Genomic DNA, 23,104 nt, shown 5'->3' with positions numbered 1-23,104 from the left:
GATCGGACCGGTGCGGTCAGGCGGGCGGCAGCCGGACCGTCTGGCCGGGCCGGATGAGATCGGGGTCGGGGCCGAGGGCGTCGGCGTTGAGCGCCCGCACCCGCTGCCAGTACGACGTCACCTCGGCTCGCGACGCATCCGGCCCGAGGCGCCGCGCGGCGATGGTCCACAGCGAGTCGCCGGGGCGGACAGTGACCGCGACCGGGCGAGTGTCGCGGGGGCGGGCGGGGCGTTGCCCGACGGGCCGGTCGGGGAGGGGCAGGCCGCTGAGCGCGTCCGCGCCGAGGGCGGTGGCGGCGTGGAGGGCGCCGCTGCCGAGCGGTCCGTCCCCGGGCCCCGGGTCAGCGCGCGCGTGGGCGGGGGTGGTGGCGAGGACGGTGCAGCCGCAGGCGGCGAGCAGGGCGAGCCGGACCGGGCCGACGGGCCGGCCGGCGCGACCGCTCCGGCCGGCCGGGGCACGCAGTACGCCGGCGACCACCTCGGTGGTGGCCAGCCAGAGCACGCCCCCGGCGACCAGTGCCGCGGCCGCGCAGGCCTGGACCAGCAGCTCGGCGAAGCCCGGGCCGGGCGCGCTCACCAGGCGTCGTACCGACGGCGCGGTGAGCGTGCCGAGCCCGGCCAGACCGGCCGTGACCAGGATCCAGAGCAGGGTCGCACGGAGTCGCACCTGGCGGGCGGTGGCCTGATTCATCCCGAGAACCTTTGCGTTTGCTTACGTTTGATTCAGGATGAGCAAGTTCTCTGAGCGGTGTCAATCGTCGGATCCGGCGGCTGCGCAGAATGCCGAGCGCCCCGTGCGAGGGTGGGTCCATGGGCTGGGAGGAGGAGCTGTTCGCGCTCTTCGACGACCTCGAGGGCCGCGCCAGCGCCCTCTACGCGGCCGAGCGCGACCTCGAGCTGGCCGACCGCAGCCGTGCGGAGTACCAGCAGGTGACCCTCGCCGGGCGGTTGATGGCGAGCGTCGGCCGCCGGGTCACCCTCGGCCTGCACGGCCCCGGCCCGGTCAGCGGCACGGTCGAGCGGGTCGCCCGCGGCTGGCTGCTGCTCGCGGCCGGCGAGCACGACTGGGTGGTCGCACTGGATGCCGTGACGAGCGTCGGCGGCGCCTCCGAGCGCGCGGTGCCCGAGGTCGCGTGGTCACCGATCACCCGGCTCGGCCTGGCCTCCGCGCTGCGCCGGCTCGCCGAGGCCGGTGAGCCCTGCCTGCTCCACCTGCGCGACGGCGGCCGCCACGACGGCGTGCTGCGCCGGGTGGGCGCGGACTTCTGCGAGCTCGCGGAGGCCGAGGGCCGGCGTACGGTGCTGATCGCGTTCAGCGCCCTCGCCGCGGCGCAGTCACGAGCCTGAGCCCATGACCGGGATCAGGTCGCCTCGAAGTCGTACGGCGGCAGCTCGCCCGGCTCCAGCATCCGCGCCGGCGCGGGGGCGTCGTCCTCGCCGGCGCCACGGATCGTGTCCTCCAGCTCGTCGAGCTCGGCCATCGCCTCGGCGATGTGCTTACGGACGATCGCGCGGGGGTCGAGGTCGGTGAGCTCGAGGTCGGCGTAGTCGGGGCCGAGCTCGGCGCGCAGCTCGTCACGGGCGTTGGTGGCGAAGCGGCGCAGGTCGCGGACCAGGCGCCCGGCCTGGCGGGCCAGGTCGGGCAGCTTGTCGGGGCCGAAGACGAGCACGGCGAGGAACACGATGACGACGAGCTCGCCGAACCCGATCCCGAACATGGTGGGTCAGAACTTACTGGTCGGCGTGAGCCCGAGCTGCATGCCGGCCAGGCCTCGTCCACGTCCGCCGAGCCGCTCGGCGACCGCGCGCAGGGCCACCGCGGCGGGCGAGCCGGGGTCCGACTCGACGATCGGCGTACCGGCGTCGCCGCCCGCGCGCAGCGCGACGTCGAGGGGGACCTCGCCGAGGAGCGGCACGTCGTAGCCGAAGCGCTCGGACAGGGTGCCGGCCACCCGCTCGCCGCCGCCCGTGCCGAAGATCTCGAGCCGGTGCTCCTTGCCCTCCTCCGCGCAGTGGGGGCAGGGCAGGTAGCTCATGTTCTCGACGACGCCGACGACCCGCTGGTGCATCATCGAGGCCATGGTGCCGGCGCGCTCGGCGACCTCGGCGGCCGCCTCCTGCGGGGTGGTCACCACGACCACCTCGGCACCGGGGAGGTGCTGCCCGAGCGAGATGGCGATGTCGCCCGTGCCCGGGGGCAGGTCGAGGAGCAGGACGTCGAGGTCGCCCCAGTAGACGTCGGCGAGCATCTGCACGAGCGCCCGGTCGAGCATCGGTCCGCGCCAGGCGACGACCTGGTCGCGGCGCGGCTTGAGCATGCCGATCGAGATGACCGAGACGCCGGAGGGGGTGGGGACCGGCATGATCAGGTCGTCGACCTGGGTGGGCCGGGAGTCCGCGACGCCGAGCATGGCGGGGATGGAGTGGCCGTAGATGTCGGCGTCGACCAGGCCGACCTTGCGGCCGGCCTGGGCCAGCGCGATCGCCAGGTTGGCGGTCAGCGACGACTTGCCGACCCCGCCCTTGCCGGACGCGATGGCGAAGACCTTGGTGAGCGAGCCGGGCTGTGCGAACGGGATCTCGCGCTGCGCCTGGCCGCCCCGGAGGGTCTCGTGGAGGCCGGAGCGCTGCTCGGCCGTCATCACGCCCAGCTCGACCTGTACCCGGGTCACGCCGGGCAGCGCGGCCACGGCGGCCGACACGTCGCGGTTGATGGTGTCCTTGAGCGGGCAGCCCGCCACGGTCAGCAGCGCCTTGACGGTCACCACCGAGCCGCCGTCGCCGGCGGCGATGTCCACGCCCTCGACCATCCCGAGCTCGGTGATGGGTCGCTTGATCTCGGGGTCGTTGACCTTGCTGAGCGCGGTCATGACCTGCTCGACGGACGGGGACTGCGTGGTAGTCACAACCCCTGAGTCTAGGGTGCGCCTCCCACTCCCATGGCGGCGCCCACCCCGCCCAGCACGCACCCTGGCGGCGTTGCCGATGCTGGAAAGACGTCCAGTCTGCCTGCGCACCGGCGCCTTGCCATCGCACGCACTGGACGACGTGGGCATCCGCCGAGGAGCGGGAGGCCCACCCTAGGGACTGGCAGGTGACGCCTCGTCGGCGCCGTCCTCGTGAGACTGCGCACGCTCCTCGGCCCGCTCGTCGAGGTCGGAGAGCAGCGAGCGCAGCTCGGAGCGCAGGAAGTCGCGGGTGGCGACCTCACCGACCGCCATCCGCAGCGAGGCGACCTCGCGGGCGAGGAACTCCATGTCGGCGTGCGCCCGCGCGTCGGCCTGCCGGTCCTGCTCGGCGACGACCCGGTCGCGCGCCTCCTGCCGGTTCTGCGCGAGCAGGATCAGCGGGGCGGCGTACGACGCCTGCAGGCTCAGCATCAGGGTCAGGAAGATGAACGGGTAGTCGTCGAAGCGCAGGTCACGGGGCGCGAACAGGTTCCAGCAGATCCAGCCCACCACGAACAGCGTCATGTAGATCAGGAAGGTCGCGGTGCCCATGAACCGGGCGAACTGCTCGGCGAAGACGCCGAACGTGTCGGCGTTGTAGGACGGGCGCCGAACCAGCTGGCGCCGCTCCTCGCGCGGCGTGTCGAGCCGCTCGCGACGCGCCTCACTCACGACTCGCCCCGTCCGCGCTCGCGGGCCCGCTCGCGCCAGTTGGCGGGCAGCATGTGGTCGAGCAGGTCGTCGACGGTGACCGCGCCGATCAGCCGCCGGTCCTCGTCGACGACGGGTGCCGCGACCAGGTTGTAGGTCGCCAGGTGGGCGGCGACCTCGTCGATCGAGGCCTCGGGGCGCAGCCACTCCATGGAGTCGTCGAGCGCCCCCGCGACCAGGGTCGAGGGCGGCTCGCGCAGCAGCCGCTGGATGTGGGCGACGCCGAGCAGCTTGCCGGTCGGCGTCTCCAGCGGCGGGCGGCACACGTACACCAGCGCCGCGAGCGCGGGGGTCAGCTCGGGGTTGCGGACGTGGGCGAGCGCGTCGGCGATCGTCGCGTCGGGGCCGAGGATCACCGGCTCGGAGGTCATCATCGCGCCGGCGGTGTTCTCGACGTACGACATCAGGCGGCGGACGTCCTCGGCCTCCTCGGGCTCCATCAGCCCCAGCAGGATCTCGGCGGTCTCGGGCGGCAGGTCGCTCACCAGGTCGGCCGCGTCGTCGGGCGACATCTCCTCGAGGACGTCGGCGGCGCGCTCGGAGTCCAGACCCTTGAGGATCTCGACCTGGTCGTCCTCGGGCAGCTCCTCGAGCACGTCGGCGAGCCGCTCGTCGTCGAGCGCCAGCGCGACCGCCGTGCGGCGCTCGGGGGGCAGGTCGTGCAGGATGCTCGCAGCGTCGGCCGGGCGCATCTCGTTGAGGGCGGCGACCAGGTGGGTGGCGCCCTGCCGGTCGTCGGTGCGGGTCAGGCCGACCACGTCGCGCCACTCGACGACGTGGGACTGCCCGCGGCGCCGGAAGCCCTTCGACGGCTCGCGCACCGCCACCCGGGACAGCACCCAGTCCCGGGTGCGGGCGGGCTCCATCGCGACGTCGTAGACGGTGCCGGTGATGCCGCTCTCCTTGATGGTCACCGTGCGGTCGAGCATCTGGCCGATGACCAGGGTCTCGGTCGAGCGCTGCTCGAAGCGGCGCATGTTGAGCAGGCCGGTGGTGTAGACGTGGCCGCTGTCGATGTTGGTGACCCGGGTCATCGGCACGAAGATCCGGCGGCGGCCGAACACCTCGGCCACCATCCCGAGCACCCGCGGCTGGGTTCCCTCGGTGCGCAGGGTCACGACCAGGTCGCGGACCTTCCCGACCTGGTCGCCCTGGGGGTCGAAGATCGGGAGCCCGACCAGCCTGGCCGCGAACACGCGGGAGGGGGTGGTGCTCACGAAGCGCAACGCTACCGGTCGCGGCTGCTACTTCATGAACGTCCGCGGGCAGGTCGCGCCGGCGCAGTCCTTGGTCTGCTGCCACAGCTGGCGCAGCTGCTGGCGCACCGGCTTGTAGCGGGGGTCGCCGTAGAGGTTGTAGAGCTGGTACTGGTCGTTGGTCGTGTAGTAGAGCTCGCCACGCCCCTTGCGTCCGCGGACGTAGGTCCACGGCCCCACGATCACTCCGGTGTAGAGCGGGTTCAGGCCGCCCTTGACCGGCCACCCGGAGATCGGGATCACCCGGCGGGTGGCGTCGCTGTCGAGCCACGGCATCACGTCGACCCCGTCGGCCTCGCGGCCCAGCGTGGCGCCGGCCAGCGCGGCGAAGGTGGGCGCCCAGTCGGCATTGGTGACCGGCGCCCGCGTGGTCGTGCCGGCGGGCAGGCCCGGCCCGCGGATGAACATCGGGATGTTGATCGCGTCGCGGAAGTACCAGAGCTTGCCGTAGAGGTTGTGCTCGCCGACGTAGAAGCCGTTGTCGGAGGTCACCACGATGTAGGTGTTCTCGAGCTGGCCGGTCCTCTTCAGCGTGGCGACGGTGCGCTCGATCGCGCGGTCGACGGCCTGCAGCGCCTCCACCCGCTGCTGGCGCGCCTCGCGCAGCCCGGCGCGGCGCTTCTCCGACCACTTCTGCCGCGCGTTGCGGATCAGTGCCTTGTCGCTGGGGTCGGCCTCGAACATCTCCGGCGTGGTGTCGAGCTCGAGGTCCTCGAAGGTGTCGCGGTCGCGCTTGTCGGGGACCGTCGTGGAGATGCCGTCGGGGTCGTCGCTCTCGTGGGGGCTGCCGTGGTGGGGCGCGACGTAGTTGACCCACAGGTACCAGGGCTTGTCGCTGTCGGCCTGGTCCTCGATCAGGCCGTTGGACTGGTCGCTGAGCAGCGTCGTGGAGTAGGTGTCGTAGTCCTTGATCTTGCCGTCGACGAGCAGCTGCGGGTGCTCGAAGTTGTACGTCGCGAAGTCGACCGTCGGGCGCCACACGGTCCAGCCCGGCGGCTGGTGGTGGACCTCGTCCTTGGTGTACCCGTTGAGGTACTTGCCGACCATCATCGTGTCGTAGCCGGCCTCCTGGAGGCTGACCGGCATGGTGTTCTCGTCGTCGAACGCCTGGTAGCCGCCACCCTCGCCGCCGACGGTGACGGCGCCGTGGTTGCGGGAGTACTGACCGGTGAGCAGCGAGGCCCGCGCCGGCACGCAGATCGGCGTCGGGGCCAGGCCCTGCTCGATGGTGACGCCCTGGCCGGCGATCACCTCCTGCAGGTGCGGCATGAACTGCATGTCCTTCATCGCCGCGTCGTCCATCGTGATCATCAGCAGGTTCGGCTTCTCCGGCGAGGCCACCGGAGCCGGCGTCGCGTCGGGGCCGAGCACCGTGTCCTTCGGCGAGGGCGCGGCGACCGACGGCTGCTCGCCGGGCTTGTCGAACTTCACGATCGGTCCCGGTCCGGCCTCACCGTCGCCCCCACCTCCGCCGGAGCAGGCGGCGAGCACGCTCGCGCTGAGGACGGCGGCGGTGGCCAGGCGCAGGCGGCCGGGGCGAGTCACGCGAGGTTCTCCTTCTCGACGGGGCGGTCGGGGACGACGTCCGCGGCACAGCGGAAGCCGAGGTTCGAGGCCGTGGAGTCCGGCGGAGCCGCCGAGCGGGCGGCGACCCGGTAGCGGTTGCAGTACGAGTCGTGGCACAGGAACGAGCCCCCGCGCATCACGCGGACCGTACCATTCGCGGGTCCGCGCGGATCGAGCCGCTCGCGGGTGCCGTACGCCGCCGGGTCGAACCAGTCCGCGCACCACTCCCAGACGTTGCCGACCATCTGGTGCAGGCCGTAGCCGTTGGCCTGGTACGCCGTCACCGGCGCGGTCGTCGTCCAGCCGTCGTCGGCGGTGTTCGTGGCCGGGAACTCGCCCTGGAAGATGTTGACCTGCCAGGAGTCGCCCGCCATCAGCTCGTCGCCCCACGGGTAGCGCCGGCCGGCCAGGCCGCCGCGGGCGGCGTACTCCCACTCCGCCTCGGTGGGGAGGCGGCGCCCCGCCCAGCGGGCGTAGGCGAGGGCGTCGTCGTGGGAGACGTGGACGACGGGGTGGTCGGCGCGCTCGTCGACGCCGGAGCGCGGACCCTCGGGGTGGCGCCAGTCGGCGCCGCGCACCCCGACCCACCACGGCGTGGCGGGGGAGTAGCCCAGGACGTCGGCGACGGTGGCCGCGACGTCGGTGTGGAAGACCGCGGAGTATCCCTCGGCCTCGGCGGTGGTGCGGTGGCCGGTCGCCTCGACGAACGCGGCGAACGCGGCGTTCGTCACCGTGGTGGTGCCGAGCCGGAAGGCCGACAGCTCCACCTCGTGCACCGGGCCCTCGCCGTCGCCGGCGTACCCGTCGCCGAAGTGGTCGCCGAGGGCGGCGGCGCCGCCGGGGATCACGGCCAGCGGGACCGGGTCCGTCCCGCGCCCGGCGCCGCCGACCGTGACCGGTGTGGTCGCGGGGGCTCCCGTGGGGGCTCCCGCGGGGACGCAGCACGGGCGCGGGCCGGGTGACTGGGTGGGCATCGCCGTCCAGTGTGCCCCAGGGAGCGAAGAAGCCCGGCGCCGCCGCGTCGTCGTCTACCATTCCGGCGTGGAGGAGCAGGGGAAGCGGGGTGCCCGCGCGGGCAAGCGGCTGGGCCCTGCCGTCTCCTCCGTCGACATGGTCGTCACCCTGGTGGCCGTCGTGGTCGTGCTCGCCGGGCTGAGCGTCTCGCTGATCTTCCCGCCCGACGCCCCCGATCCGCAGGTGGCCCACGAGGGCCGGCGCGAGTCCGCCGCCCCGAGGGCGACCGACGTCGGCGACCCGGTCACGCCCACGGCGCCGGTGCCGACCGACACCGGAGGCGTGCTCGTCCCGCCCCTGGCGATGGAGGCCGAGCGCAAGTCCGCCCAGCTGGTGTGCCGGGCCCAGATCGGCACCACCCAGTTCACCGCGCTCTCCTACAACATCAAGTCGGCCCGTGCCGGCAGCCTCGAGCGCCTGCTCGGCGTGATGCAGCAGTCGAAGGCGACCGTGATCCTGCTGCAGGAGGTCGACTACAAGCGGCGCAGCACCGGCAGCGTCGACCAGGCGGGCTGGTTCGCCGAGCGACTCGGCGGGTGGGGCTCCGCCTTCGGCCGCAATGTCACCTTCGGTGACGGCCTCTACGGCACCGCCGTCGTCTCGAAGTACCCGATCCTCTCCTCGGAGAACACCCCGCTGCCCAACATCGGCCGCGCCCAGCCGCGCGGGCTGCTGCACGTCGTGATCGACGTCGAGGGCGTCGAGGTCAGCATCTACAGCACCCACCTCGACAACACCTCCGCCAACATCCGCACCGCCCAGGCCACCCGGATCTCGAGCATCCTGGCCGCCGACCCGCGACCGAAGATCCTCGGCGGCGACATGAACACCTGGCCCAACTCCGGCCCGGAGCGGATCCTCAGTTCGCGGCTCAGCGACAGCTTCGTGGTGGCCGGCAGCGGTGGTGGCGCGACCCACCCGGCCGGCAAGCCGCGGACCCGCATCGACTACCTGCTGTACGGCGGTCCCGACCTCACCGCGACCAGCTCGGTCGTGATGCCGGCGGGCGGCTCCGACCACCTGCCGGTGCGCTCCGAGTTCACCCTGGGCGGGATCAAGACCGAGAAGTGCACGGGCGACGCGAAGGCCAAGCCACGCGATCCCGGCAGCTCCGGCACCCCCGGCACCCCCGGCGCGCCCGGCGAGACCGACTGACAAGACGCGAACGGCGGGGCCGTGTGCGGCGGGTTTCAGCCGCACCTGGCGGGTATAGTGCCCGCGTCAAAGGGTCGAGAGCCGCCTGCCTCCCGAAGGGGATGTGCCCGTTCGGAACCCGGTCAATTCTCGGGTGAAGTGGTAGGAGTCAGGTCGTGGCGAATGTGTGGGGGACCCCGTCGACAGCAGGTCGGACGAGAGGGGTGGCCGCGCTCGCCGCGCTGCTCGTCGCCGCGGGCCTCCTGGTCGCCGCCCAGGGCGGCCTGACCCGGGCCGACGCCGCTCCGGTCGCCGCCACGGTCGCGGCGAAGAAGCAGCCGAACCCGGCCTACGTCGTCACGCCCGGCATCACCTTCAACCACCCGTTCAAGGCCAAGAAGCGCGGCGCGATCCAGCGCAAGATCATCAAGACGCTCAAGAACGTCGAGGGCGGTCAGACCGTCCGGCTGATGACCTGGAACTTCGACTCGCCCCTGCTCGCCGGCAAGATGATCGCGGCCCACAAGCGCGGCGTCTCGGTCCAGATCATCATGGCCCGCGGCCTGGCCAAGGCCCAGGGCTCCCACCGCTCCTACGGCATCCTGAGCCGGGCGCTCAAGAAGGGCAACGCCGACCGCCCCAAGGAGCTGCGTAGCTGGATCCGCACCTGCTCGGCCACCTGCCGCGGCAAGGGCGGCGCGATGCACAACAAGATGATGCTGGTCAGCAAGTCCGGCGCCACGAGCTGGATCGTGATGCAGGGCTCCGGCAACTTCACCGGCGCCGCCGCCGTCCAGCAGTTCAACGACTGGACCACGGTCACCGACAACCAGGCCCTCTACGACGGCTGGATGACCATGTGGGAGCAGGCCAAGAAGGACAAGAGCTTCCCCTCCCTGCAGTTCACCGTGCCCAGCACCACCACCCCGGGCTCCACCATCACCACGCAGTTCGCGCCGCACCGCGACCAGGTCGACCCGCCGCTGCGGGTCCTCAACAAGGTCCAGTGCAATGGCGCCGCCAACACCGCCAACGGCCGCACGAAGGTGCGCGTGGCCAACGCGGTGTGGGGCGACGAGCGCGGTGCCCGGATCGCGCGCAAGGTCCGCGAGCTGCACTCCCAGGGCTGTGACGTCCGGGTGGTCTTCATGATGATGTCGGGCAAGATCCGCAGCATCCTGGCCCCGGTCCCGGCGAAGCAGATGGTCTACATCACCGGCGCGACGGCCAACAAGTTCAAGGACCGCTACGTCCACCTCAAGGGCCTCTCGGTACAGGGCAACCTCGACGGCAACCCCAACGCGACGGCGGTGCTCTCCAGCAGCGAGAACTGGACCCAGCTCGGCTGGTTCTCCGACGAGCACGACCTGATCTTCTGGGACGACGCCCCGATGGCCGCCAAGTACGCCGACTGGGTCGACATGATCTACAACACCGCGCCGCGGACACTGGCCAACTACGTCAACTCCGCCGACCCGGACCCGCAGGTGCGGATCAAGCCGGGCAGCGAGTACCTCGGCCCGAAGGACTACCCGTTCCACGAGCTCGAGGCCGAGCTGAACTGACGACGCGGATCCCGGGCCCGGGTCGCTGCCGAGAGGCGGCGGCCCGGGCTTCGGCCGCCAGGACCTGAGAGACCGAGAGGGCGTACATGGCGCAGCGGGTGGTGCTGCACGTCGGCACCATGAAGTCGGGGACCAGCTTCCTGCAGAACGTGCTCGGCGAGAACAAGGCCGAGCTGGCCGAGCGGGGCGTGCTCTTCCCCGGGCGGCGCTGGCGGCGCCAGGTCCGGGCGGTCAAGGAGCTGATCGCCTTCGGCGGCCCCGGGCAGCCGCCGATGCCGTCCGACGGGATCTGGCAGCAGCTCGTCGACGAGATCCGGGCCTGGCCCGGCACCGCCGTGGTCTCGATGGAGTACCTCGCGCCGCGCGACGAGCGACAGATCCAGCGGATCCGCAAGACCTTCCCCGAGAGCCGGGTCGAGGCGGTGGTGACCTGTCGCGACCTGGCGCGCAACGTGCCCGCCATGTGGCTGGAGTCGGTGCAGAACGGTGGGGTCGTCGGCTGGACCGACTACGTCGCCGCGCTCGGCGCGCGCAAGGACCTGACCCCGTCCGCGACCCGGTTCTGGCGCCATCAGGACGTGCCCGCGATCGCGGGACGCTGGGCCAAGGGGCTCGACAGGGGGGCGCTCAGCCTGGTCACCGTGCCGCCGGCGGGGGCGCCCGGCGACCTGCTGTGGCGCCGGTTCGCCGAGGCCGTCGGCATCGACCCGCAGGGCATCGCCCTCGACGTCCGCAGCAACCCGAGCATCGACCTGCCCAGCGCGCTGCTGCTGCTCGAGCTCAACCGCCGGTTCCGGCCGAGCGGCAAGGGCGAGCTGCCCGCGTTCTACGACCGTCTGGTGAAGCACCAGCTCGCCAAGCGGGGCCTCTCCCTGCGCTCGGGCGGCGGCCAGCGGCTGGGGTACGACGACCCCTGGGCGCGCACCAAGGGCGAGGAGCAGGTCGCCCGGCTGCGCAAGGGCAAGCACCGCGTCGTCGGCGACCTCGACGAGCTGCGCCCACGCGCCGTCCCCGGGCTCCAGCCGGCCGACGTACCGACGGAGGAGGTGCTGGCGGCCGCGCTCGACGGGCTCCAGGTCGCCCTCACCAAGTGGAGCACCGCCGGACGCGGTGCGGGGGAGGAGCAGGCATGAAGTGGCGTGGACGCCGCGAGACGGGCGCGACCGCAGGCGCCCCGGGCCCCGAGCCGGCCCGCGCCACCACCGACCGGCCCTCGGGTGACGGCCTGCCCCGGGTCGCGGTCATCACGATGACCCGCGACAGCGGTCCGGTGCTGCGCCGCTGGGTGGACCACTACCAGCGCCAGGTCGGCGCCGACGACGTGTTCGTGATCGACGACCACAGCGTCGACGGCTCGACCGACGACCTGCCGTGCACGGTGCTGCGGCTGCCGTACCTCGACAAGTACACCTTCGAACCGTCCCGGATGGGCATCCTGAGCGGGCTGGCGAAGTCCCTGCTCTTCGCCTACGACGCGGTGCTGCTCGCCGACGCCGACGAGTTCGTGGTCGCCGACCCCGCCCGGCACGCCTCGCTGCGCCACTTCGCCGCGGCCCGCCGCGGGACCGACGTCGCCGGGGTGCTCGGCTACAACGTCGTGCACCGCATCGGCGTGGAGCCCGAGCTCGACTTCGACGCGCCCTCGCTGCTGAGCCAGCGCGAGTTCGCCCGGTTCACCCCCTGATGTGCAAGCCCGCCCTGAAGTGGGTCGACGCCGACTGGGGACACGCCTCCCACGGCATCAAGCACCCGTTCGCGCCGGACCCCGACCTGTTCATGTTCCACCTGAAGTTCGCCGATCTCGCTCAGCTCGAGCTGCTCGCCGAGCGCCGTCACCAGGCGGCCGTCGTCGAGGGGCGCGCGCTGAAGTCGAGCTGGAGCAAGCCCACCGACGAGATCGTCGAGGCGCTGCGCACCGGCTCGGCCCAGCTCGAGCAGGCCGTGGCGGCCGACGAGCTCGGCAGGTTCCGGCCGGGGCCGAAGAAGCTGGCCGCGATCGTGCAGCACGAGGGCGAGCTGTGGCGGGCCACCGGTGCCGGCCAGCACCTCGCACTGGTGAAGCCGCCGTACGTCCGCATCCCCGACGAGCTGCGCCGGCTCGTCTGACAGCATGACCCCATGACCAACCCGTCCGGCCCGGCCGTGCGGTCCGCCGACGCCGCCGGCCTGGTGCTCACCGGCGTCGAGGAGGACCGTGCCCTCGACGTGCTCTTCGACGAGCGCCGGATCTGGTCGTTCTGGTCGGTGCGCGACACCGAGGAGCTCGATCCAGAGCTGCCCGGCGAGCGCCGGATCGCCTGGCCGGAGCGGATGGTGCGCTTCCTCGACGGAGCGACCCGCCTCGCGGTGCGCGACCACGTCGCCGGCACGGTCCTCCACGACGCGGAGACCCGCTTCGGCACGGCCGAGGAGCGGATCGCCTTCGTCAACAAGTCCGGCCTGCCGATCGCGCTCGACAAGTCCGGCCGCTTCCACCCCGAGTTCTCGGTCCGCAGCGGCGACCAGCTCGAGCCGCTGCTCGAGGCCATGCACCTGGTCATCTCGATCCTCGACGACGAGGGGATCGCGGCGTTCCCGGCGTACGGCACGCTCCTCGGCGCGGTCCGGGAGCAGGACTTCCTCGGTCACGACTCCGACGCCGACCTCGGCTACGTCTCGCGGCACACCTCTCCGGTCGACGTCGTCCGCGAGTCGTTCCGGCTCCAGCGCGCGCTGACCCGGCGGGGCATGGCCACCTTCCGCTACAGCGGCGCGGCGTTCCGGATCGACGTCGAGGAGAGCGACGGGTCGGTCCGCGGCCTCGACCTGTTCGGTGGCTTCTTCGCCGGCGACGGCAGGCTCTACCTGATGGGGGAGGTGGGAGTGGAGTTCCGTGAGGAGTGGATCCTCCCGCTCTCGACGGTGACCCTCGCCGGCCACGAGTTCCCCGCCCCGGCGGAGCCCGAACGGCTGCTCGAGGCGATGTACGGCCCGCACTGGAGGGTGCCCGACCCGGCGTTCAAGTTCGAGACCTCCCCGCGGGTCAAGGCGCGCCTCGACAGCTGGTTCCGCGGACTCTCACCGTACCGCCGCGACTGGCAGACCGACCAGGCGCACCGCAAGGGAGACGTCAACGCGCCGGCGTCCGCGCTCGCCCTCCGGCTCGCCGCCGACACCGCCGCGGGCACCCATGTCCTCGACGTCGGCGCCGGGCGGGGCAGCGACGCGCTGCACCTCGCCCGCGCCGGCTTCCGCACCACCGCCTACGACTACGTCCCGCTGACCCTGCGCAAGGCCGGCCGGGTCGCCGGCCGCGAGGGGCATGCGCTCGACGTGCGGATGATCAGCCTCACCCAGCTCCGCTCGGTCCTCGGCGAGGGCGCCCGGGTGGCTCGCCAGGACGGGCCGCGGGCGATGCTCGCGCGCCACGTGCTCGACGCGACGACCGACCGTGGTCGCGAGGGGCTGCTGCGCTTCGCCGCGATGACGCTGCGCGGTGGCGGCCGGCTGCACGCCGAGTTCGCGACGGGCGAGGGCGAGGCCGACGCGGGTTTGTATCCTGTCTCCCTCGACGAGGTCCTCGCGTCGATCGGGCGGTTCGGGGGATCGGTCCTGTCCACGGACGTCGAGCCCGGTGCGCCGGGCCGGGCCGGCCGGGCCGTCGTGGTCGCGGAGTGGTGAGTTGTCGATGCGTGAAGAAGAGAAGATGACCCAGAATCGCTGGAACCTGTTCGCCACCGTCCGCGCCCAGCGGCTGCGGATCGAGAAGCTCGAGACCGAGGTCGCCGAGCTGCAGCGCCACTACGTGCGGATGGCGGAGCTGGTCGACGTCGTCCAGGAGCTGCTCATCCCGCTGGCTCAGCGTGACGAGGCCCGGATCGCCGAGGCGATCGAGGCGTTCGACAAGAGTCTCTGAGGCGGGTCGGCTGGTCATGGCACGTCGCGTCTTCGTCCACATCGGGCTGCCCAAGACGGCAACGACCTATCTCCAGACCATCGTCTGGGGATCGCGTGAGCAGCTGCTGGCCGACGGCGTGCTGCTGCCGGGACTGGGCCGGTTCGACCACCTGTGGACCAGCCGGATCGTCCGGGACGACCCGCGGATCCCCAAGGCGTCCGAGGAGCACCGCACCGCCTGGGAGCGACTGCGTGCGGAGATCGCGTCCCACGACGGCGACGCGCTGATCACCCACGAGTTCTTCGCGGCCGCCAGCGCCGAGCAGGCCCGGCGGATGGCGGCGCAGCTGGCTCCCGCCGAGGTGCATGTCGTGATCACCGCGCGCGACCTGCTCGGGCTGTTCACCGCGAGCTGGCAGGAGAGCCTGAAGAACCGCGGCACCACGCCGATGTCCGACTACTCCCGCGAGGTGTCCGACGACCCGCGGGAGGTGTGGAACTGGCGCACCCTCGACCTCCACCTGGTGCTCCAGCGCTGGGCCGAGGCGGTCGCCCACGAGCGGATCCACGTGCTCCCGCTCGACACCACCGCCCCGCGCGAGGAGATCTGGCACCGCTTCGCCGGGCTGCTCGGCCTGCGCGCCGGCGCCTACGACCTCACCCAGTCCTTCCCGAACGAGTCCATGGGCGTGGTCGAGGCCGAGGTGCTGCGCCGCGTCAACCAGCACCTCGTCGCCCGCAAGTCCCTCGGTGGCGCGCGCGACCGCGGCATGTTCATCCGCACCTTCCTCGCCGACGAGCGCCTGGTCCCGCGCCGCGGCGAGAAGTTCTGGCCCCAGCCCGACCGGATCGCCGAGTGCCGCGAGCGCAACGAGGCCGCGCTGGCCTACCTGCGCACGCATCCCGTCGACGTCGTCGGGGACCTCTCCCGCCTGGAGATCCCCGCCGAGCTGCCCGCGCGTCGTACGCCGGACACGGTGAGCGACGCCGAGGTCGCCGAGGTCGCCACCGATCTCGTCGCCGTGATGCTCGGCGAGGTCCGCGACCAGCGGGTGGCGATGAACCCCGAGCCGGCCACCGGCAAGCGGGGCCTGCTCGGCGCGCTGCGCCGCCGCTGACGCGGGCGACCGCTCAGGTCGGCCGCGCTCTCGCCGAAAGGCGCAGGAAATCGCACGCCATCTCCCTGATGGGAACCCGTGTATTCCGCGGCGAATTACATCGTTGTCATTTGATGAATTACATCATTGTAGTTATTCGCGCTGTATTGCCATGGTGAAGTTGTTACTGATGTGATTCCTGAGGAAATTGTTCGCTCGGTGCATTCTCGGCACCGGAATCGGGAGGTCCCATGCGCACGCTGAGCTCGCTTCGACGGCTTCGAGCCCTACCGGCGACGGTCACGGCGCTCGCGGTCCTCGCGGCCCTGCTGGTGCTCGCGGCGGGTGGCGGCGGTGGCCGGGACGACCTGGCCCGCACCGCCGCGCAGGCCGACCCGTCGGCGGCGGGCGGGGTGCGCCTGGTCCAGGCCAACATCAAGTCCGGGATGTCGCTCGACCGCACCGCCGCCGACCTGGGCCAGGTCTTCGCGCAGCTGCCCGACTTCATCACCTTCAACGAGGTGTCCAGCCGCCCCGACACGCTGCTCGCGCCTCCGGGCTACGCCATCCAGCGCACGCCGGGCACCTACACCGGCGCCACCGCTGTCGTGTGGGACACCTCGCGGTGGACCAAGATCGCCGCCGGGACCTACAACATCAGCGAGGTCTGGGGGAAGTCGAAGAAGCAGAAGGTGCACTGGGGGGTCCGGTACGCCAACTGGGCCACGCTGCGCAACGCCGAGGGCCGCACCGTGTCGGTGGTGGCGGTGCACTTCGCGCCGGTCACCGCGTACACGCCGGGCATCACGCTGCCGTCGTACCAGCGGCTGGCGGGTCTCGCGCAGACCCTTTCCGCGCAGGGGCCGGTGCTGATGGCGGGTGACGTCAACGTCAACTTCCGCAGCGCGGCCTACCCGCGCAACGACATCGCGGCGATGGGCCTGGTCAACGCCTTCGACCTGTTCGGGGTCGCGCCGCCGACCCACGACAGCGGCGCGGTCATCGACCACGCCTACCTCTACCAGGGCGACCCGCTGCTGCCGGTCACCAACCTGACGACCACCGAGCTCAACTCCGACCACAAGCTGCTCACCGTCGACCTCGGCAACGTCGGGCCGCGCGCCGGCGCCTTCGCGCCGGGCTGGATGTCCAACAAGGACGACAAGAAGGCGACCCTGCGCCTGGTGCGCAGCGCCATCAACCAGGCGCCGCCCGGCTCCGCGCTGCACCTGGCGACCAAGAAGCTCGGTGGCACCAGCATCTACCGTGCGATCGTGAACGCGCGGGCCCGCGGCGTCGAGGTGCAGATCATCACCGGGCACCGCAAGGCGACCGACCTGGACCGCAAGCTCGCCAAGCTGCTCGGCACCAAGAAGAAGCACAAGTCGTGGGCCAAGCGGAAGCCGAACTGGGGCCAGTACGGCCTGCCGAAGGGCCTGGTCCTCGCCAGTACGTCGGGCGGCACCCGTGCGGTGCGGATCGACTCCAGCCGGGTCTGGGTCACCAAGGAGCAGAAGCGTCCCGGCTCGGCGGCGCAGATCCGCTCCGACCAGTTCGGCTACGACGAGATGTTCATCCGGTTCTTCGCGGCCGTGGGCCGGACGATCTGACCGAAGCCTGGTTCCAGGCTGAGCCCGGTCGGCGGGGTCGTGGGGAGTGGGGTCCCTACGGCCCCGTGACCGTCTTCGCGGCGGCCACGCCCCGCTTCACCGCGGCGGAGGCGACCTGGGAGGCCAGCTGACCGGCGACCTTGATCTGGTCGCCGACCTGCTGCGTGGCCGCGAGCGGCGCCAGCAGCCGGTCGGCGCGGGTGAGCAGGCCGTCGGCCCGCTCGACCACCCGGTCGAGCTCGGCGACGGCGGCGGTGAAGGCCGTGACGGAGGCGCTGAACTCGCGCAGCGCGGCGGTGAGGTCGGCGTCGGTCGGGCTGCCCGGGGCGTCGTACTCGCTCATGGAGACCAGGCTAGGCGCCCGCTCGGAAGCGGGTTTCCAGGCGAGCGGTGACATGTCTCACGGTCGTCGGTCTCGTCCGCTACCCGCCGGTACAGTGCGGTCCGGCACCACCAGCGAAAGGGAACGCGATGACCCGGCTTTGCCAGACCGAAGGCCTCACCGAGGACCAGTCCGAGATCCTGAAGGCCGTGCGGGTCTTCGTGGACGAGCAGATCATCCCGGTCGCCCAGGAGCTCGAGCACTCCGACACCTACCCGCAGGAGATCGTCGACGGTCTCAAGGAGCTGGGCGTCTTCGGCCTGACCATCCCCGAGGAGTTCGGCGGCCTGGGTGAGTCCCTGCTGACCTACGCCCTGGTGGTCGAGGAGATCGCCCGCGGCTGGATGAGCGTGTCGGGTGTCATCAACACCCACTTCATCGTGGCCTACCTGCTCATGCAGCACGGCACCGAGGAGCAGAAGCAGAAGTACCTGCCCCGGATGGCCACCGGCGAGGTCCGCGGCGCCTTCTCGATGTCCGAGCCCGGCCTCGGGTCCGACGTCTCCGCGGTGTCGACCAAGGCCACGAAGCAGGACGACGGCTCGTACTCCATCACCGGCCAGAAGATGTGGCTGACCAATGGTGCGTCCTCGACGCTGGTCGCGCTGCTCGTCAAGACCGACGAGGGTGCCGAGAGCGTCTACAAGAACATGACCACCTTCCTCGTCGAGAAGGAGGCCGGCTTCGGCGAGACCGCCCAGGGCGTCACCGTCCCCGGCAAGATCGACAAGATGGGCTACAAGGGCGTCGAGACGACCGAGCTGATCCTCGAGGGCCACCGGATCGGCGCCGACCAGATCCTCGGCGGCGAGCCCGGCAAGGGCTTCTTCCAGATGATGGACGGCGTCGAGGTCGGCCGGGTCAACGTCGCCGCCCGCGCCTGCGGCCTGGCCTGGCGCGGCTTCGAGCTCGGCGTGGCCTACGCCCAGCAGCGCAAGACCTTCGGGAAGGTCATCGCCGAGCACCAGGCGGTGCTCTTCCGGATCGCGGAGATGGCGACCAAGGTCGAGACCGCCCACAACATGATGGTCCGCGCCGCGCGCCTCAAGGACACCGGCAAGCGGATGGACGTCGAGGCCGGCATGGCCAAGATGGTCGCCTCCGAGTACGCCAACGAGGTCGTCGAGGACTCCTTCCGGATCCACGGCGGCTACGGCTACTCCAAGGAGTACGAGATCGAGCGGCTGATGCGCGAGGTCAAGTTCATGCTCATCGGCGAGGGCACCTCCGACATCCAGAAGATGATCATCGGCCGCCAGCTGCTCAAGGAGTACAAGCTCAAGTGAGCACCGCCGCGCCGTCGGGCAAGACGAACCCGGGCAACTTCTTCGAGGACTTCGCGGTCGGGCAGGTCATCCGGCACGCCACCCCGCGCACGGTGACCGAGGGGGACCGGGCGGTCTACGGCTCGATCTACCCGACCCGCTTCGCCCTACCGTCGTCCGCGGTGTTCGCGGCGTCGGTCGGGCTCGACCCGCACCCGGTCGAGGACCTGATCGCCTTCCACATCGCCTTCGGCAAGACCGTCCCGGACGTCTCGCTCAACGCGGTCGCCAACCTCGGGTACGCCGAGTGCCGCTTCCGCCGCCCGGTCCTGCCCGGCGACACGCTGAGCACCTCCTCGGAGGTGATCGGGCTCAAGCAGAACTCCAACGGCAAGAGCGGCGTCGTCTACGTCCGCTCCACCGCGGTCAACCAGCGCGAGGAGGTCGTGCTGGAGTGGGCGCGCTGGGTGATGGTCCACAAGCGCGACCTCGACGCCCCCGCGCCGGAGACCGTCGTGCCCGACCTCGCGTCGGTGGTGGCACCGAGCGACCTGGTCCTGCCCGAGGGGCTCGACTACAGCGAGTACGACTTCGGTGCGGCGGGCGAGCCGCACCGCTTCGACGACTACGCCGTCGGGGAGAGGATCGACCACGTCGACGGCGTCACGCTCACCGAGTCGGAGCACCAGCAGGCCACCCGGCTGTGGCAGAACACCGCCAAGGTCCACTTCAACGTCGAGGCCCGACCCGACGGCCGCAACCTGGTCTACGGCGGCCACGTCATCTCGCTGGCCCGCGCGCTGTCGTTCAACGGTCTCGCCAACGCGCAGCTGATCGCCGCGATCAACGCCGGCGCCCACGCCGCGCCGGCGTTCGCGGGCGACACCGTCTATGCCTGGTCCGAGGTCCTCGACAAGGCCGAGACCGCCGCGCCCGGAGTCGGTGCGCTGCGGCTGCGGCTGGTGGCCACCAAGGGCCGCGACGAGTCGATGACCCTGCGTGGCGAGGACGGCAAGTACGCCCCGGGCGTGCTGCTCGACCTCGACTACTGGGCGCTCGTCCCGCGCTGACGCTCACCCCTCCGGGGTGACCTGCACGTCCTTGATCGTGTAGGTCACCTCGTCGTCGACGCCCTGCGCGATCCGGTCGATCATGACCGAGCCGGGGTGGTCCTGGCCGTCGGGCCAGTCGATCTTCGTCTTGGCGATCTCGGGGGCGTGCGCCTGGGCGAGGATGTCGTTGATGCTCAGCCGGGCGAACTCGGGCGCCGAGGCCCCCGCCTGGGGGCCGTCGAGGGAGGTCGCCTCGGTGACCTTCCCGTCGCGTACGACGACCTCGACGGTGCCCAGCTGCGGGCAGAAGCAGAGCACCTCGAGGTGGTAGCTGTAGTCCTGCGCTGCGAAGGTCGGGTACGACGGCGTCGCGCTCGGCGTCGGGGCGCCGGTGCTGCTCGGCGCCGCGGAGGTCGTGTCGGCGGCCCGCTCCGACTCCTTCGTGCAGGCCGAGAGAGCCAGCAGGAGCGGCACGGTCAGGGCGGCGGTCGCGAGGGTGGTGGGCAGGCGCATGGTCCTCATGATGCCTGGGACGATCGAGGGGGCCGCACGGTTCCCCCGGGCTCTGCCCCGCGCGTCGCCTGGCGTCCCGCGGCGAAACTGAAACAAGTTTCATTTCGGCCGTGACCTGGGTCACAGGCGGCTCGTTGGTCGGGCATGCCTCGACCCCCGCGTGTGCGGCGACTGCTCGGCGTCTCCGTCATCGTGCTCGCGCTGTCCGCCTGTGGCTCCCAGCTGGACCCCGCGACGGTGGCGAGCGTCAACGGCCAGTCCGGCGCCGATCAGACGAGCGGGGTCGCGGCCCCGGTCGGCGGTTCCGGCGACGGCGTCCCGGCCGCCGGCGGCGAGGTGCCCGGCTCCGACGCCGGAGCCGGCGGGCAGGCGCCCACGGCCGGAGGGGGCCCGGACGCCGCCGCGGGCGGCGGTGGCACGCCGAAGGGCGGCGACGCCGGGGGCAAGTCGAAGGGCAAGGGCTCGCCCACGGGCACCGCCAAGGCCGGGTCGTGCGACGGGTTCAAGAACCAGACCGGCATCACCGACAGCACCATCACCCTGGCCAACGTCGCGGACCTCTCGGGGCCGGTGCCCGGCATCTTCGAGGCCTCCCAGCAGGCCGCCCGCGCCTACGTGGAGTACTTCAACTCGCAGAACACCATCTGCGGTCGCAAGCTCGCCATCGCCAACCTCGACAGCCGGGCCGACGCCGGTGCCGACCAGCAGGCGTACACCAAGGCGTGCAGCTCGGCGTTCGCCGCGGTCGGCTCGATGGGCGCCTTCGACTCCGGCGGCGCCAGCACCGCCCAGGGCTGTGGACTCCCCGACATCCGGGCCGCGATGACCACCTCCGAGCGGGCCGCCTGCTCGACCTGCTTCGGCATCTACTCGGTGCGCCCCAACCTGATCGCCGACTCGGGCCCGAAGTGGCTGGCGAGCCAGTACCCCGACGCGGTCAAGAGCGTCGCCATGCTCTACATCAACGCCGGCGCCGCGGTCGGCAACGCCAAGAGCCAGGCCGCGGCCTGGGGGAAGATGGGCTGGTCGGTCAACTACCTCCAGGGCATCGACGTCGCGGAGTTCAACTTCGCGCCCTACGTCCAGCAGATGAAGGACAAGGGCATCAAGATGGTGGTCTACCTCGGGCCCTACCAGAACACCGTCAAGCTCCAGCAGGCCATGCAGCAGCAGGGCTTCAAGCCCGACGTGTTCCTGCAGGACCCGACGATCTACGACCAGCGCTACGTCCAGCAGGCCGGCTCGCTGGCCGAGGGCAGCTTCGTGTACTCGACCATCGACCTGTTCGAGAACAAGGCCAATCCCGAGATCCAGCTGTACCTGTCCTGGCTCAACCAGGTGAAGCCCGGCGCGGTGCCGAACTTCTACGGCCTGTTCGCCTGGTCGGCCATGCGCCTGTTCGTCGAGCAGGCGACCGCCCTCGGCGGCAAGCTGACCCGGGAGTCCCTGGTCGCGGCGGTCCGCAAGGTCAACGACTGGACCGACAACGGCGCCCACGCGGCGATGCGGGTCGGCAGCGCGGAGACCCCGCCGTGCCAGAAGATCATCCAGTACAAGGGCGGACGCTGGCAGCAGGTCTCGCCCGGCACCTGGCTGTGCGGCAATGTCGTCAACTCCGGGGTGAGCGGCTGATGGGCGCGCGCACCCGGGTCCGCCGCGCGGTCGCGGCCGGCGTCGTCCTGCTGGCCCTCACCGCCTGCGGCTCCCAGCTCGACCCGGCGACCGTGGCGAAGGCCGGCGGCCAGGGCGGCGGTACGACGACCGGCACCACCGGCACCAGCGGCGACACCGGACTCCCGGCCGGCGAGGCACCGGCCGCGGGCGACGTACCGGCCGCGGGCGAGGCACCCGCGGCCGGTACGGGGGGTGACGCCGGCGCCCCGGCGGCAGGCGCCACGGGCGGCGCCGCGAGCGGCGGCGGCAAGTCGAAGGGCAAGGGCTCACCCACGGGCGAGGCCAAGGCCGGCTCCTGCGACGGCTTCAAGAACCAGACCGGCATCACCGACAGCGCGATCACGCTCGCCAACGTCTCCGACATCTCCGGTCCGGTGCCGGGCATCTTCGAGTCGGCCCAGCAGGCCACGCGTGCGTACGTCGAGTACTTCAACTCCCAGAACACCGTCTGCGGGCGCAAGCTGTCGCTGGTCAACCTCGACAGCCGGGCCGACGCCGGCGCCGACCAGCAGGCCTATGTCAAGGCCTGCAGCGACGCCTTCGCCGCGGTCGGCTCGATGTCGGCCTTCGACTCCGGCGGCGCGGCCACGGCCAACGCGTGCGGGATCCCCGACCTGCGCTCGACGATCGTCAACCCGGAGCGACAGGCCTGCAAGACCTGCTTCGGCACCTACTCGATCCGCACCAACCTGATCTCCGACCCGGCCGCGAAGTGGCTGGCGGCCAAGTACCCCGACGCGGTCAAGAACGCGGCCTTCCTCTACATCAACGCCGGCGCGGCTCCGGTCAACGCCAAGAGCCTCGCGGCCGGCTTCGAGAAGGCCGCCGGGTGGTCGGCGAAGTACGTCCAGGGCATCGACGTCGCGGAGTTCAACTTCGCGCCCTACGTCCAGCAGATGAAGGACAAGGGGATCCGGGCGGTCATCTACTACGGGCCGTACCAGAACACGGTGAAGCTGCAGCAGGCCATGCAGCAGCAGGGCTTCAAGCCGGACTTCTACCTGCAGGACCCGACGATCTACGACAAGCGCTACATCCAGCAGGCCGGCGCGGTCGCCGAGGGCACCTACGTCTTCTCGCCCAACGACCTGTTCGAGAACAAGGCCAACGCGGAGATCCAGCTCTACCTCTCCTGGCTGCAGCAGGTGAAGCCCGGTGCGATCCCCAACTACTACGGCCTGTTCGCGTGGTCGGCGACCCGGCTGTTCGTGGAGAAGGCGATCGCGCTCGGCGGCAAGCTGACCCGCGCCTCCCTCGTCGACGCCATCCGCGCCACCACGGCCTGGACCGGGAACGGAGCCCACACGGCGATGAACCTCTCGACCGGGGCCACCCCGCCCTGTCTGAAGATGCTCCAGTTCAGCGGCGGCCAGTGGTCGCAGGTCTCCTCGGGCACCTACCTGTGCGGCAATGTCGTCGACTCCGGGGTCGGGGGCTGATC

General features: G+C 71.6%; 23 protein-coding genes. 14 read left to right on the top strand and 9 right to left on the bottom strand.

Going from position 1 to position 23,104, the window contains the following annotated elements:
* Window positions 1-16: 16 nt before the first annotated feature.
* Complete coding sequence (locus JOD66_RS04160) at window positions 17-691, bottom strand: LysM peptidoglycan-binding domain-containing protein (RefSeq protein ID WP_204835663.1); 675 nt, start codon at window positions 689-691, stop codon at window positions 17-19.
* A 119-nt stretch (window positions 692-810) separates the two neighbouring features.
* On the opposite strand from JOD66_RS04160, the gene JOD66_RS04155 reads away from it, so the two are divergent.
* A complete protein-coding gene (locus JOD66_RS04155) occupies window positions 811-1,347 on the top strand; it encodes a hypothetical protein (protein WP_204835662.1) in 537 nt (178 codons plus the stop codon).
* A 14-nt stretch (window positions 1,348-1,361) separates the two neighbouring features.
* Here JOD66_RS04155 and JOD66_RS04150 read toward each other — a convergent pair whose 3' ends face one another.
* The 6 genes from JOD66_RS04150 to JOD66_RS04125 form a co-directional block, all read right to left on the bottom strand.
* Window positions 1,362-1,718, bottom strand: coding sequence for a sec-independent translocase (locus JOD66_RS04150; RefSeq protein ID WP_204835661.1), 357 nt, complete (start codon window positions 1,716-1,718; stop codon window positions 1,362-1,364).
* Between the two features lie 6 nt (window positions 1,719-1,724).
* Window positions 1,725-2,870, bottom strand: coding sequence for an Mrp/NBP35 family ATP-binding protein (locus JOD66_RS04145; protein WP_205126234.1), 1,146 nt, complete (start codon window positions 2,868-2,870; stop codon window positions 1,725-1,727).
* Window positions 2,871-3,080: 210 nt separating this feature from the next.
* Window positions 3,081-3,620 carry a DUF1003 domain-containing protein gene (locus JOD66_RS04140; RefSeq protein ID WP_204835660.1) on the bottom strand — a complete coding sequence of 180 codons (540 nt, stop codon included), beginning with the start codon at window positions 3,618-3,620 and terminating at the stop codon, window positions 3,081-3,083.
* On the bottom strand, window positions 3,617-4,876 hold the full coding sequence (locus tag JOD66_RS04135) for a magnesium transporter MgtE N-terminal domain-containing protein (RefSeq protein ID WP_204835659.1): 1,260 nt from the start codon (window positions 4,874-4,876) through the stop codon (window positions 3,617-3,619). The genes JOD66_RS04140 and JOD66_RS04135 overlap by 4 nt, the downstream gene beginning before the upstream one ends.
* 27 nt (window positions 4,877-4,903) lie before the next feature.
* Window positions 4,904-6,460: a sulfatase family protein gene (locus JOD66_RS04130; protein WP_204835658.1), complete on the bottom strand. Its 1,557-nt coding sequence runs from the start codon at window positions 6,458-6,460 to the stop codon at window positions 4,904-4,906.
* Window positions 6,457-7,455, bottom strand: a complete 999-nt coding sequence (locus JOD66_RS04125) for a formylglycine-generating enzyme family protein (RefSeq protein ID WP_204835657.1) — start codon at window positions 7,453-7,455, stop codon at window positions 6,457-6,459. Before JOD66_RS04125 ends, JOD66_RS04130 begins: the two co-directional genes overlap by 4 nt.
* Window positions 7,456-7,522: 67 nt before the next feature.
* Between JOD66_RS04125 and JOD66_RS28105 the strand changes: the two genes are divergently transcribed.
* From JOD66_RS28105 to JOD66_RS04080, 9 genes are all read left to right on the top strand, one after another.
* Complete coding sequence (locus tag JOD66_RS28105; protein WP_204835656.1) at window positions 7,523-8,650, top strand: endonuclease/exonuclease/phosphatase family protein; 1,128 nt, start codon at window positions 7,523-7,525, stop codon at window positions 8,648-8,650.
* Window positions 8,651-8,853: 203 nt separating this feature from the next.
* Window positions 8,854-10,194, top strand: a complete 1,341-nt coding sequence (locus JOD66_RS04115; RefSeq protein WP_204835655.1) for a phospholipase D-like domain-containing protein — start codon at window positions 8,854-8,856, stop codon at window positions 10,192-10,194.
* An 86-nt stretch (window positions 10,195-10,280) separates the two neighbouring features.
* Window positions 10,281-11,327, top strand: a complete 1,047-nt coding sequence (locus tag JOD66_RS04110; RefSeq protein ID WP_204835654.1) for a hypothetical protein — start codon at window positions 10,281-10,283, stop codon at window positions 11,325-11,327.
* Window positions 11,324-11,878: a glycosyltransferase family 2 protein gene (locus JOD66_RS04105; RefSeq protein WP_204835653.1), complete on the top strand. Its 555-nt coding sequence runs from the start codon at window positions 11,324-11,326 to the stop codon at window positions 11,876-11,878. The genes JOD66_RS04110 and JOD66_RS04105 overlap by 4 nt, the downstream gene beginning before the upstream one ends.
* Complete coding sequence (locus tag JOD66_RS04100; protein ID WP_204835652.1) at window positions 11,878-12,300, top strand: hypothetical protein; 423 nt, start codon at window positions 11,878-11,880, stop codon at window positions 12,298-12,300. Before JOD66_RS04105 ends, JOD66_RS04100 begins: the two co-directional genes overlap by 1 nt.
* A gap of 12 nt (window positions 12,301-12,312) precedes the next feature.
* Window positions 12,313-13,854, top strand: a complete 1,542-nt coding sequence (locus tag JOD66_RS04095; protein WP_204835651.1) for a class I SAM-dependent methyltransferase — start codon at window positions 12,313-12,315, stop codon at window positions 13,852-13,854.
* 25 nt (window positions 13,855-13,879) lie between these two features.
* Window positions 13,880-14,089 carry a DUF6752 domain-containing protein gene (locus JOD66_RS04090; protein ID WP_179727010.1) on the top strand — a complete coding sequence of 70 codons (210 nt, stop codon included), beginning with the start codon at window positions 13,880-13,882 and terminating at the stop codon, window positions 14,087-14,089.
* A 16-nt stretch (window positions 14,090-14,105) separates the two neighbouring features.
* Window positions 14,106-15,188: a hypothetical protein gene (locus JOD66_RS04085; protein ID WP_204835650.1), complete on the top strand. Its 1,083-nt coding sequence runs from the start codon at window positions 14,106-14,108 to the stop codon at window positions 15,186-15,188.
* 230 nt (window positions 15,189-15,418) lie between these two features.
* Window positions 15,419-16,777: a hypothetical protein gene (locus JOD66_RS04080; RefSeq protein ID WP_204835649.1), complete on the top strand. Its 1,359-nt coding sequence runs from the start codon at window positions 15,419-15,421 to the stop codon at window positions 16,775-16,777.
* Between the two features lie 55 nt (window positions 16,778-16,832).
* Here JOD66_RS04080 and JOD66_RS04075 read toward each other — a convergent pair whose 3' ends face one another.
* A complete protein-coding gene (locus JOD66_RS04075) occupies window positions 16,833-17,120 on the bottom strand; it encodes a hypothetical protein (RefSeq protein WP_204835648.1) in 288 nt (95 codons plus the stop codon).
* A 128-nt stretch (window positions 17,121-17,248) separates the two neighbouring features.
* Between JOD66_RS04075 and JOD66_RS04070 the strand changes: the two genes are divergently transcribed.
* Entirely contained in the window at window positions 17,249-18,445 is a 1,197-nt protein-coding gene (locus tag JOD66_RS04070; RefSeq protein ID WP_204835647.1) for an acyl-CoA dehydrogenase family protein, read from the top strand.
* A complete protein-coding gene (locus tag JOD66_RS04065) occupies window positions 18,442-19,494 on the top strand; it encodes a MaoC family dehydratase (RefSeq protein WP_204835646.1) in 1,053 nt (350 codons plus the stop codon). The genes JOD66_RS04070 and JOD66_RS04065 overlap by 4 nt, the downstream gene beginning before the upstream one ends.
* A gap of 3 nt (window positions 19,495-19,497) precedes the next feature.
* Here the strand turns inward: JOD66_RS04065 and JOD66_RS04060 are convergent, their stop codons facing one another.
* Window positions 19,498-19,989 carry a DUF6174 domain-containing protein gene (locus JOD66_RS04060; protein ID WP_204835645.1) on the bottom strand — a complete coding sequence of 164 codons (492 nt, stop codon included), beginning with the start codon at window positions 19,987-19,989 and terminating at the stop codon, window positions 19,498-19,500.
* Between the two features lie 144 nt (window positions 19,990-20,133).
* On the opposite strand from JOD66_RS04060, the gene JOD66_RS04055 reads away from it, so the two are divergent.
* The gene (locus tag JOD66_RS04055) at window positions 20,134-21,621 is read left to right on the top strand and encodes an ABC transporter substrate-binding protein (protein ID WP_204835644.1); all 1,488 of its coding nucleotides are present in this window, start codon (window positions 20,134-20,136) and stop codon (window positions 21,619-21,621) included.
* Window positions 21,621-23,102: an ABC transporter substrate-binding protein gene (locus tag JOD66_RS04050; RefSeq protein ID WP_204835643.1), complete on the top strand. Its 1,482-nt coding sequence runs from the start codon at window positions 21,621-21,623 to the stop codon at window positions 23,100-23,102. The genes JOD66_RS04055 and JOD66_RS04050 overlap by 1 nt, the downstream gene beginning before the upstream one ends.
* Window positions 23,103-23,104 lie beyond the last annotated feature (2 nt).

Origin of the sequence: Nocardioides nitrophenolicus, from assembly GCF_016907515.1 — a bacterium.
Lineage (GTDB): Bacteria > Actinomycetota > Actinomycetes > Propionibacteriales > Nocardioidaceae > Nocardioides > Nocardioides nitrophenolicus.
Note: the sequence above shows the minus strand (reverse complement) of the source record. Positions and strands in the feature narration are given on the sequence as shown.

Coding starts and splice junctions, on each gene's coding strand:
- JOD66_RS04160 (WP_204835663.1), bottom strand. CDS start 691: ATGAATCAGGCCACCGCCCGCCAGGTGCGACTCCGTGCGACCCTGCTC.
- JOD66_RS04155 (WP_204835662.1), top strand. CDS start 811: ATGGGCTGGGAGGAGGAGCTGTTCGCGCTCTTCGACGACCTCGAGGGC.
- JOD66_RS04150 (WP_204835661.1), bottom strand. CDS start 1,718: ATGTTCGGGATCGGGTTCGGCGAGCTCGTCGTCATCGTGTTCCTCGCC.
- JOD66_RS04145 (WP_205126234.1), bottom strand. CDS start 2,870: ATGACCGCGCTCAGCAAGGTCAACGACCCCGAGATCAAGCGACCCATC.
- JOD66_RS04125 (WP_204835657.1), bottom strand. CDS start 7,455: ATGCCCACCCAGTCACCCGGCCCGCGCCCGTGCTGCGTCCCCGCGGGA.
- JOD66_RS04110 (WP_204835654.1), top strand. CDS start 10,281: ATGGCGCAGCGGGTGGTGCTGCACGTCGGCACCATGAAGTCGGGGACC.
- JOD66_RS04105 (WP_204835653.1), top strand. CDS start 11,324: ATGAAGTGGCGTGGACGCCGCGAGACGGGCGCGACCGCAGGCGCCCCG.
- JOD66_RS04100 (WP_204835652.1), top strand. CDS start 11,878: ATGTGCAAGCCCGCCCTGAAGTGGGTCGACGCCGACTGGGGACACGCC.
- JOD66_RS04095 (WP_204835651.1), top strand. CDS start 12,313: ATGACCAACCCGTCCGGCCCGGCCGTGCGGTCCGCCGACGCCGCCGGC.
- JOD66_RS04090 (WP_179727010.1), top strand. CDS start 13,880: ATGACCCAGAATCGCTGGAACCTGTTCGCCACCGTCCGCGCCCAGCGG.
- JOD66_RS04085 (WP_204835650.1), top strand. CDS start 14,106: ATGGCACGTCGCGTCTTCGTCCACATCGGGCTGCCCAAGACGGCAACG.
- JOD66_RS04080 (WP_204835649.1), top strand. CDS start 15,419: ATGCGCACGCTGAGCTCGCTTCGACGGCTTCGAGCCCTACCGGCGACG.
- JOD66_RS04075 (WP_204835648.1), bottom strand. CDS start 17,120: ATGAGCGAGTACGACGCCCCGGGCAGCCCGACCGACGCCGACCTCACC.
- JOD66_RS04070 (WP_204835647.1), top strand. CDS start 17,249: ATGACCCGGCTTTGCCAGACCGAAGGCCTCACCGAGGACCAGTCCGAG.
- JOD66_RS04060 (WP_204835645.1), bottom strand. CDS start 19,989: ATGCGCCTGCCCACCACCCTCGCGACCGCCGCCCTGACCGTGCCGCTC.
- JOD66_RS04055 (WP_204835644.1), top strand. CDS start 20,134: ATGCCTCGACCCCCGCGTGTGCGGCGACTGCTCGGCGTCTCCGTCATC.
- JOD66_RS04050 (WP_204835643.1), top strand. CDS start 21,621: ATGGGCGCGCGCACCCGGGTCCGCCGCGCGGTCGCGGCCGGCGTCGTC.